The sequence below is a fragment of the Cognatilysobacter segetis genome (assembly GCF_004359965.1).
GTDB lineage: Bacteria > Pseudomonadota > Gammaproteobacteria > Xanthomonadales > Xanthomonadaceae > Cognatilysobacter > Cognatilysobacter segetis.
The window spans coordinates 1-9,818 of sequence record NZ_SMRQ01000075.1; the positions used below are offsets into that span (position 1 = coordinate 1).

The window sequence follows — 9,818 nt, forward strand, 5'->3', positions numbered from 1 at the left end:
GCGGTCGAGCCGCCGCGCGAGCCGGTGGACGCGCGCGAGGCCGAGGCCGTCTTGCGGCCGCCGCGGCTCGACGCGCCGCCCTTCTTGGCGGCCGCCTTGCGTGCGCCGGTCGACTTCGACGCGGCCTTGCGGGCACCGCCCTTCTTGGCCGCCGTCTTGCGCGCGCCGCCCTTCTTCGCGGCGCTCTTGCGGGCGCCGGTCGACTTGGAGGCGGCCTTGCGGGCGCCGCCCTTCTTGGCGGCCGTCTTGCGCGCGCCGGCCTTCTTCGCCGTGCCGCGCGAGGCCGTCGAACGCGTGCCGGCCGCCTTGCGGGCGCCCGTCTTGCGCGTCGCCGCGCCCTTGCGCGCGGCCGCCGAGCGACGCGCGCTCGCCGCCGTCTCGCGCACGGCCTTGGTCGCGCGCGTCACCGTCTTCTTGACGGCCTTCTTGACGGCGTTGACCTTGCGGGTCGTCGCGGCCTTCTTGCCGGCCGCCACGCGCTTGGTCGACTTGCGGCCCGTCGTGCCGGCGGCCTTGCGTGCACCGCCGCGCGACGCCGTCGAGGTCGACGCGCTCTTGCGGGCGCCGGCCTTCTTGGTCGCGGTCTTGCGGCCGCCGGCCGTCTTCGAAGCGCCGGTCGAGCGTGCGCCCGCCGACTTCGAGGCCGTCTTGCGGCCGCCGGCCGACTTGGACGCGCTCTCGCGCGCGCCGGTCGAGCGGGTGGCGCCGCCCGAGGCCTTCTTCGCCGCGCTCTTGCGCGCCGTCGACGACTTGCGCGCGCCGGTCTTGGAGGCGCGGGCCTCCTTGCGGGCGGCGGTGCGGGTGCGCTTCAGGGCCTTCTTGGCGTTCTTGACCGCGCGGCCCACGGCATCGCCGGCGCCGCTGGCGGTATCGACCACCTTCTCGACCACGGTGCTGGCGGTATCGGCAATGGCGCTGCCGATGTTGCTGGCCGTCTCGGTCACCGCGTCGGCGGCGTTGGACAGCGTAGCGGTCACTCCATTTCCATTGCTCATCGGAAAGCCCTCCTTAGGGGCGCGTTTATGCGGAATCGGGATAACGGTGAAGCGTTATCGCGGCGACCTATACCGTCGCTGCACACAACACGGTGTGAAAACTACGCGTACTGCATCGGGGTTTTTGACGGGACGGATGCGTTGCTGACGGAGCGTCGGCCGCGCATCGCGGGCGCCGCGCGCCGGGTACGTCGCCCGGCGCGTCGGCAGGTGGCTCAGAACTTGCCGTAATAGCCTTCCTTCAGGGCGTCGAAGAGGTTGGCGGCGGTGTGCTTCTCGCCGTCGTACTCGATCTCCTCGTTGCCCTTGACCTCGACGATCGAGCCGTCCTCCAGCTCGAAGCGGTAGGTGGTGTTCTCCAGGTCCTTCTCCTTGACCAGCACGCCCTGGAAGGCGGCCGGGTTGAAGCGGAACGTGGTGCAGCCCTTCAGGCCCTGCTGGTGGGCGTAGCGGTAGATGTCCTTGAAGTCCTCGTACGGGTAGTCCGTCGGGACGTTCGCGGTCTTGGAGATCGAGCTGTCCACCCACTTCTGCGCCGCGGCCTGCACGTCGACGTGCTCCTTCGGCGTGATGTCGTCGGCGGCGATGAAGTAGTCCGGCAGCGCCGCGGCCGGGTCCTCGGCGAACGGCATGGCCTTGGCGTTGACCAGCTCGCGGTAGGCCAGCAGTTCGAACGACCAGACGTCCACCTTCTCCTTCGACTTCTTGCCCTCGCGGATCACGTTGCGCGAGTAGTGGTGCGCGAAGCTCGGCTCGATGCCGTTGGAGGCGTTGTTGGCCAGGCTCAGCGAGATCGTGCCGGTGGGCGCGATCGAGCTGTGGTGGGTGAAGCGGCTGCCGACCTCGGCGAGCTCGGCCACCAGCTCGGGCGCCACTTCGGCCACGCGCTGCATGTAGCGCGAGTACCTGGCGTGCAGCACCTTGCCGGTGATCGTGTCGCCGATCTTCCAGCCGTCCTGCTTCATCTCCGGGCGCTTGCGCAGCATCTCGGCGGTGACCTCGAAGGTCTCGTCCATGATCGGGGCCGGGCCCTTCTCGCGGGCGAGCTCCAGGCCCATCTCCCAGCCGGCCACGGCCATTTCGCGCGCGATCTGCTCGGTGAATTCGCAGCTCGCCTTGCTGCCGTACTTCATGCGCAGCATGGTCACCGTGCTGCCGAGGCCGAGGAAGCCCATGCCGTGGCGGCGCTTGCGCATGATCTCGTTGCGCTGCTGCTCCAGCGGCAGGCCGTTCACCTCGACCACGTTGTCGAGCATGCGGGTGAACACGCGCACGACCTCGCGGTACTCGTCCCAGTCGAACGTGGCCTCGTCGGTGAACGCGTTGCGCACGAACTTGGTGAGGTTCACCGAGCCCAGCAGGCAGGCGCCGTACGGCGGCAGCGGCTGCTCGCCGCAGGGGTTGGTCGCGCGGATGTTCTCGCACCACCAGTTGTTGTTCATCTCGTTGACGCGGTCGATGAGGATGAAACCCGGCTCGGCGTAGTCGTACGTCGAGACCATGATCATGTCCCACAGGTGCCGCGCGCGGATGTGGCCGTAGATCTTGCAGGCGACCAGGCCGTCGTCGCGGGTCACGTAGTTGCGGTGCGTCGGCCAGTCGCGCCAGACCACCTGCTCCTCGTTCGAGAGGTCGAGGTCGCCCTGTTCCTTGACGTGCACCGGGAACACCAGCGGCCAGTCGCCGTCGGCCTCGACCGCTTCCATGAAGCCGTCGGTGATCAGCAGCGAGAGGTTGAACTGGCGCAGGCGGCCGTCCTCGCGCTTGGCGCGGATGAAGTCGCGCACGTCGGGATGGCTGACATCGAACGTGCCCATCTGCGCGCCGCGGCGGCCGCCGGCGGACGACACGGTGAAGCACATCTTGTCGTAGATATCCATGAAGGACATCGGGCCGGAGGTGTACGCACCGGCGCCGGCGACGAACGCGCCGCGCGGGCGCAGCGTCGAGAACTCGTAGCCGATGCCGCAGCCGGCCTTCAGCGTGAGGCCCGCCTCGTGCACCTTCTCGAGGATGCCGTCCATCGAGTCTTCGATCGTGCCGCTGACCGTGCAGTTGATCGTCGACGTGGCCGGCTTGTGCTCCAGCGCGCCGGCATTGGAGGTGATGCGGCCGGCCGGGATCGCACCGCGGCGCAGCGCCCACAGGAAGCGCTCGTTCCAGTACTTCTGCTTTTCGCCGGTCGGCTCGGCCTCGGCGAGGGCCTTGGCCACGCGCTGGTAGGTCGCGTCGATGTCGGCGTCGACCGGCGCGCCGGTCTTGGTCTTGAGCCGGTACTTCTTGTCCCAGATGTCCAGCGACGCCGGCTGCAGCGGGATGTCCCCGTCGGACTTCGGGGTCTTGGCCATGCCGACTACCTCCAGGCGCACCGTGCTCATTCCTGCGTCTTCTCCGGTCAAGGCCGCGCGGAGGCGGCCGGGATGTCTGGGTCGGCCGACGCCGGGGCGGCGGCCATGAATGCGGTTGTGTTCCACGCGTGAAAGCTGCGCCGAAGCGGCCGTGAAACCGCTCGAAAGGGCGTTGGGAGGCGTGGGCCGGAGCGAGTGCTCCGACGCCTCATACCTCAACCTATTCCCCGTTGAGCCCCTGTGAACCACTAGATTTAGTGGCTCGACAAGATCGTCACGCTACGATTCCGGAGACGGCGAGTCAACGGCTTGACGTCGGTTCCTCGACCGTCCCGCGGGGTGTTTTCACCGTGTATCCATGCTGCGTCGCCACATCCCGACGGACGGCAGGGAACTGCGGCGGGGGCGGCAAGGTCGGTGCTGCACTTGAATCCGTTCAGCCCCGGCGCGACATCGTTCCCGTTCCGCTTCCTTATTCCCGCATTCGAGGACCGCGATGGCTTCCCCCCGCAGCACGCTGCTCGCCCTGTCCCTCGCCGCCGCGTTCGGCGGTTTCGCCGCCACCGCGATGCGCGACGTCGTCGACCACCGCGCCGAGGCCGCGCCCTCGCTGGCGCTGCCGACCGCCGCCGCCCTGCCGACCGCGGTGGGCTCCACGCCGGTGCCGTCGCTGGCGCCGATGCTGGCGCGGGTCACGCCCGCAGTGGTGAGCGTGCATTCGAAGCAGCGCGTGCGCGTGAGCCCGTTCGCCGATCCGTTCTTCCGCCAGATGTTCCCGGACCTCACCCAGGACCGCATCAACGAATCGCTCGGCTCGGGCGTGATCGTCGACGCCGCGCGCGGCCTGATCCTCACCAACCACCACGTCATCGAAGGCGCGGACCAGGTCTCGGTGACGCTCGCCGACGGCCGCACGCTGCCGGCGCAGTTCCTCGGCAGCGACCCGGACACCGACATCGCCGTGATGAAGGTCAAGGCCGACAAGCTGCAGGCGATCGCGTTCGCCAATTCCGACCAGCTGCGCGTGGGCGATTTCGTCGTCGCGGTCGGCAACCCGTTCGGCATCGGCCAGACGGTGACCAGCGGCATCGTCTCCGCGGTCGGCCGCAGCGGCCTGCCGGGGCTGGGCTACCAGAACTTCATCCAGACCGACGCGTCGATCAACCCGGGCAATTCCGGCGGCGCGCTGGTGAACCTCAATGGCGAGCTGATCGGCATCAACACCGCCAGCTTCAATCCGCGCGGCGCGATCGCCGGCAACATCGGCCTGGGCTTCGCGATCCCCGCGAACCTCGCGCGCAGCATCGCCGAGCAGCTGATCAGCAAGGGCAGCGTGCAGCGCGGCACGTTCGGGCTGGAAACGCAGAACCTCGACGACCGCCTCGCGCGCGCGCTCGGCACCAGCGCCGACGGCGGCGCGGTGGTCACGCGCGTGTTCCCCGGCTCGGCCGCGGCGCAGGCGGGCCTGCGCGCCGGCGACGTGATCACCGCGGCCAACGGCCAGCGCATCGGCGGTCGCGACGCGCTGCGCAACTTCGAGGGCCTGCAGTCCGTGGGCAGCCGCGTCACCTTCGACGTGCTGCGCGATGGCAAGCCGGTGAAGCTGCAGGTCGGGCTCGCCGCGCAGCCGCGCAACGTGGCCGGCGGCGACATCGACCCGCGCCTGGCCGGCGCCTCGTTCGCGGAACTGCCGGCGAACCTGCGCAATTCGGGCCTGTCGGGCGTGCTGGTCGAATCGGTCGCACGCGGTTCGCGCGCGGCGCAGAATGGCCTGCAGCCGGGCGACGTCGTGGTGGCGTCGACCACCGGCGCGTTCGAGGACCTGGCGGCCTTCCGCGCCGGCTTCACGCGCCAACCGGCAGATTTGGCGCTGCGAATCCTGCGCGGCAGCCAGCAGGGCATCCTGCCCATCCGCTGATCCCGCACCCCCGGCATTCCTAGGAGAAAGCGTTCATGGCCACCAACAACCGCAATGGGTCGTCCGACGTCGCCACGACGGGCTCGTTCCGCTCGAACATCGGCGAAGCCGGCAGCAGCCTCAAGCAGGCGGCGGTCGATACCGGTGATGCACTGAAGAACGCGGCCGTGGCCGCAGGCGAGGAGTTGCGCGTGGGCAAGGCCAATCTCAAGGCGGATCTCGCCGACACCGCCCTCGCGGGCATCGCCGCGGCCGAAGTGGCCGGGGGCGCGGCGCGCGAGCAGGTCGATGCGCTGATGGACAAGGGCCGCGACCTCGTCGACAGCGCCGCGGAGCTGATCCGCGAGCGCCCGCTCGCCAGCTTCGGCGTCGCCTTCGCGGCGGGCTGGCTGATCGCGAAGCTGGCGCGCGGCAACGACCGCTAAGCCCTCCGTGACCGGCGCGGGGAGCGCGACGGAACGCGACAAGACCCCGGATCATGCCGATCCGGGGCCTGCGCCCGTGGGCGCGACGCAGGCGCCGGCCCCGCCCGATCTCGAGGAAGCGCTCCGCCAGGTGATGGCGGCGGGGCGTTCGAGCCTGGGCGCGACGCGCGACGCGTCGAAGGCGTTCCGCACGCTGCTCGCCGCCGACGTTTCGCTCGCGCGCAGCGCGTTCGGGCGCTCGGTCGCGTTCACCGGCCTGGCCGTCGCCTTCGGCGCGAGCGCGTGGCTGCTGCTGATGGCGACCGTGGTCGTGCTGCTGCACATGCAGGCGGGGCTGGCGTGGACGCTCGCGCTGCTGCTCTGCGCGGCGCTGAGCCTGGTCATCTGCGCGCTCGCCGCCTGGGGCGCGATGCACTACTTCGAACACACACGGATGCGCGCCACGCGCCGCCAGCTGGCGCGGCTCGGCTTCGGCGAGCTCGCCGACTTCACCCCGACGCCGGGTTCGGCGCGCTCGGCCAAGAGCGTCGAGGACCGCAACCTCGAAACGGCGAGCGGCGAGCCGGTCAAGGGCGACGCCGGCATCGACGTCACGCCACCCTGAGCGCATGGGCACGTCCTTCAAGCAACTCATCGAAAAGGTCGACCAGGCCGAGAACGCGCTGGAGGCGCAGGAGCGCCTGGTCGCGGCCGACTGGCGCCAGCTGCGCGCCTCGTGGCGTGCGGGCTGGACGCCGGGCCGCATCGTGCTCGCGGGCCTGGTGGCGGGCTTCGTCGTGGGCCGCGTCGAGCCGGCGAAGTCGGTCGCCAAGGGCGGCTCGATCATGCAGATGATCACCGCGCTCTCGGGATTGTTCGCCAGCGCCACCGCGCAGCAGGCGGCGAGCCAGGTGGACGACGTCGCCAGCGACGTGGGCGAGGTCGCCGACTCCGTGCAGGCCAGCGTGCCCACGGCGGCGGTCGATCCGGTCGACCTCGCCTGAGGCGCGCATGACCGCCACCACGCCGAACCACACGCTCGTCGAGCCGGCGGGCTCCGACCTGCCGCCGCCCGCGGGCAGCTCCGGGATGCCGCCACGCCCGCGGGCATCGACGCCGATCCTCGTGCTGGCGGTGCTGGCGGTCGGGTTCACGCTGTGGGCCGCGCAGGGACTGATCCTGCCGGTGCTGCTGGCGATGTTCTTCGCGCTGGTCGGCAACCCGATCATCCGCGGGCTCAAGCGCGTCTACGTGCCGCGGTTTCTCGGCGCGCTGCTTGTGATCACGCTCGGCTTCGGCGGCACCGTGCTGCTGGTCGAGCAGCTCGTGCAGCCGGCGACCGAATGGGTGCGCGAAGCGCCGCGCGGCATGCGCTCGCTCGCGCCGAAGCTGCGCAAGATGGTGCGCCCGGTGCACGAGGCGAACCAGGCCGCGCAACGCATCGCCAGCGCGGCGAGCGCGGCCGGCGGCACCACGGCGGAATCGCGCACCGTCGTGCGCACCGCCGAGGCGCGCGATCCGTACCGCTGGCTCGCGTCCACGCCGAAGGTGGTCAGCTCGATCCTCGCGGTGGTGCTGCTCACGTTCTTCTTCATGGTGTACGGCGAGAACCTGCAGCGCCACGCGCTTGCGCTGTTGCCGTCGCGGCAGCAGCAGAAGATCACCGTCGAGATCCTCACCTCGATCGAGCGCGAGATCTCGCGCTACGTGCTCACCATCACCGTGATCAACGCCGTCGTCGGCGCGGTGATCGCGGGTGTGCTGGTGTGGCTCGGCGTGCCCGCGGCGGAAGCGCTGCTGTGGGGCACCATGGCGTTCCTGCTGAACTTCGCGCCCTACGTCGGGCCGCTGATCGGGATCCTGACGCTGCTGGTGATGGGCTTCCTGCGCTTCGACGACTGGATGGCGCTGGCGCCGCCCGCGCTCTACCTGCTCGTGCACACGCTCGAAGGCCAGCTGCTGACCCCGATCGTGCTCGGCCGCAGCATGCGCCTGTCGCCGCTGATCCTGATCCTCGCGCTGATGGTGTTCGGCTGGCTGTGGGGCATCGTCGGGCTGCTGCTCGCGGTGCCGCTGCTGGTCTGCGTCAAGCTCGTGCTCTCGCGCATCGAGGGCATGGAAGGCTGGGCGCGCCTGCTGGAGTGATCAGCCGAGCGGCGGCGGGCCGTAGAGCCGCGCGAGGTGGTCCGCGACCGCCGGATATGCACGCCGCAGCCGCGCCGCGTCGCTGAAGTGGTACTCGCTGGCGACGGCGAAGAACTCGTCGGGCGATTCGGCGGCGTAATCGTCGATCGGCGTGCGCTTGCCGCGATCGAGGCGCTCGTTCAGGGCGTCGAACGCGGCCTGGAAATCGCGGATCCAGTCGGCATGCCAGTCGCGCGGCAGCGGCGGCGTGCCGTCGAGGTCGCCGTCGAGCGCGTCGATCTTGTGCGCGATCTCGTGCACCGCCACGCAGAAGCCGTCGCGCGGCGCGGCGCAGTCGGTGAGCACGTCCGCCCAGGACAGCACGAGCGGGCCGGCGTCCCAGGCCTCGCCGATCAGGTCGTCCTCCCACTCGTGCAGCACGCCGGCGGCGTCGACGTGGCTGCGGTTCACGCGGAACGCGTCGGGATAGACGATCAGCTGCGACCAGCCGCGCAGCCCGCCGATGCCGATCTCGAGCACCGGCAGGCAGCACAGCGAGGCGAGCAGCGCGCGGTCGCCGTCATCCAGTTCGAGCTCGGCCACCGGCGTGATCGCGCGGTTGCGCAGGAACCAGGCGGCGAGGCGCGAGAGGCGGGCGCGGCGGTCGGGATCGAGCGCGGCGACCCACGGCGCGCGCGCGACGACCTGCGCCTCGAGGTCGGGCGGGAGTGGGGTATCGGCAGAAGCGGGCCGCGCGAGGCGGCGAAGCCAGCCGAGCAAGCGTCAGCGGAACATGCCGGGCAGGAAGCTGTGCCAGCGGGCGCGGGGCACGGTGCCGGCGTCGCCGTGCACGCTCGGGCGCACGCGCGCCTCCGGTGCGGCATCGCGCACGGCCGGCGCGGGCTTGCGCGCTTCGACCTTCGCGGGAACCGCCGGCTCGGCGCCGCCGCCGCTGTCAGGGCTGCTCAGGCGTACCTCGCGCGCGGCGACATCCGCACAGGCGAGCAGGACCAGCAGGCTGATGGCGATACGGCGCATGGCGCTTCCCCGTCCGGGGGCGTCCCGGATCAGCGGGAGCATACGCCGATTCCCGTCCGCCACGCAGCCGGGCGTCGGCGCGGGGCGGCCCGTTCAGCCGGACCATAATGACCGGCATGAGCCTTCCCCCCGACGCCCGCGCCCAGCCTCCGATGGACGACCGCATGCTGCTGCGGGCGCTGGCCGCCGGTCCGGTCTCGGGCGACACGCTCGCGCGCGCCGCCGGCCTGACCCGCGCCGCGGTCTGGAAGCGCATCGAGGCGCTGCGCGAGGCGGGGGTCGGCATCGAGGCCACGGCCGGTCGCGGCTACCGGCTCGCGATGCCGCTCGACCTCCTGGAGGCGGACGCGATCCGCGCCGCCCTGCCGGCCGCGACCCGTGACGGCCTCGCCGGGCTTGATGTGGCCTGGACGATCGAGTCGACCAATACCGCGCTGCTGCGCGAGCCCGCGCCGGCCCGGGGCGCCCGCGTGCTGCTCGCCGAGCGCCAGACCGGTGGGCGCGGCCGGCGCGGCCGCGCGTGGCAGTCGCCGCTGGGCGCGAGCCTGCTGCTGTCGGTGGCGCGCTCGTTCGACGGCGGGCTGGCGCGCCTGGGCGGGCTCAGCCTCGTCGCCGGCCTCGCGACCGCCGCCGCCCTGCGCGCCGCGGGCTTCCCCGCGGTCGGCCTGAAGTGGCCGAACGACCTCGTGGTCGAAGGCGACGACGGCCTGCGCAAGCTCGGTGGCCTGCTCGTCGAGGGCGGTGGCGAGCACGCCGGCCCGGTGCGCGCGGTGATCGGGATCGGCCTCAACGTGCGCCTGCCCGAGCGCGCCGCCGCCGCCATCGACCAGCCCTGGTCCGACCTCGCCGCGCTCGGCACGCCGCCGTCGCGCGACGCGCTCGCGGCGATGCTTCTTTCGCACCTGCTGCCCGCGCTCGATGCGTTCGACCGCGACGGTTTCGCCCCGTTCGCTGCGCAATGGCCGGCCTTCGACGTCCTGCAGGGCCGCGA

At 71.5% G+C, this 9,818-nt stretch carries 10 protein-coding genes; 6 read left to right on the forward strand and 4 right to left on the reverse strand.

Going from position 1 to position 9,818, the window contains the following annotated elements; genetic code table 11:
- Together E4F61_RS13050 and E4F61_RS13055 are read right to left on the reverse strand one after the other, a co-directional pair.
- Positions 1-995: histone H1-like repetitive region-containing protein (locus E4F61_RS13050; RefSeq protein ID WP_133480068.1), on the reverse strand; the 995-nt coding region annotated here is incomplete at its 3' end.
- 215 nt (positions 996-1,210) lie between these two features.
- A complete protein-coding gene (locus E4F61_RS13055) occupies positions 1,211-3,373 on the reverse strand; it encodes an adenosylcobalamin-dependent ribonucleoside-diphosphate reductase (RefSeq protein WP_133480069.1) in 2,163 nt (720 codons plus the stop codon).
- Positions 3,374-3,839: 466 nt separating this feature from the next.
- Here E4F61_RS13055 and E4F61_RS13060 point away from each other — a divergent pair, with 466 nt between their 5' ends.
- From E4F61_RS13060 to E4F61_RS13080, 5 genes are all read left to right on the forward strand, one after another.
- Positions 3,840-5,261: a Do family serine endopeptidase gene (locus E4F61_RS13060; RefSeq protein WP_133480070.1), complete on the forward strand. Its 1,422-nt coding sequence runs from the start codon at positions 3,840-3,842 to the stop codon at positions 5,259-5,261.
- A gap of 35 nt (positions 5,262-5,296) precedes the next feature.
- Complete coding sequence (locus tag E4F61_RS13065) at positions 5,297-5,686, forward strand: hypothetical protein (RefSeq protein ID WP_133480071.1); 390 nt, start codon at positions 5,297-5,299, stop codon at positions 5,684-5,686.
- Between the two features lie 76 nt (positions 5,687-5,762).
- The gene (locus E4F61_RS13070; RefSeq protein ID WP_238382944.1) at positions 5,763-6,290 is read left to right on the forward strand and encodes a phage holin family protein; all 528 of its coding nucleotides are present in this window, start codon (positions 5,763-5,765) and stop codon (positions 6,288-6,290) included.
- 4 nt (positions 6,291-6,294) lie between these two features.
- Positions 6,295-6,669 carry a hypothetical protein gene (locus tag E4F61_RS13075; protein WP_133480072.1) on the forward strand — a complete coding sequence of 125 codons (375 nt, stop codon included), beginning with the start codon at positions 6,295-6,297 and terminating at the stop codon, positions 6,667-6,669.
- A gap of 7 nt (positions 6,670-6,676) precedes the next feature.
- The gene (locus E4F61_RS13080; protein ID WP_133480073.1) at positions 6,677-7,810 is read left to right on the forward strand and encodes an AI-2E family transporter; all 1,134 of its coding nucleotides are present in this window, start codon (positions 6,677-6,679) and stop codon (positions 7,808-7,810) included.
- Here E4F61_RS13080 and E4F61_RS13085 read toward each other — a convergent pair whose 3' ends face one another.
- Positions 7,811-8,569 carry a M90 family metallopeptidase gene (locus E4F61_RS13085; protein WP_338016017.1) on the reverse strand — a complete coding sequence of 253 codons (759 nt, stop codon included), beginning with the start codon at positions 8,567-8,569 and terminating at the stop codon, positions 7,811-7,813.
- A 3-nt stretch (positions 8,570-8,572) separates the two neighbouring features.
- Positions 8,573-8,827, reverse strand: a complete 255-nt coding sequence (locus tag E4F61_RS15045) for a hypothetical protein (protein WP_162301493.1) — start codon at positions 8,825-8,827, stop codon at positions 8,573-8,575.
- A gap of 152 nt (positions 8,828-8,979) precedes the next feature.
- On the opposite strand from E4F61_RS15045, the gene E4F61_RS13090 reads away from it, so the two are divergent.
- Positions 8,980-9,818, forward strand: an 839-nt coding sequence (locus E4F61_RS13090) for a biotin--[acetyl-CoA-carboxylase] ligase (protein ID WP_133480074.1), incomplete at its 3' end; no start/stop codon positions are given.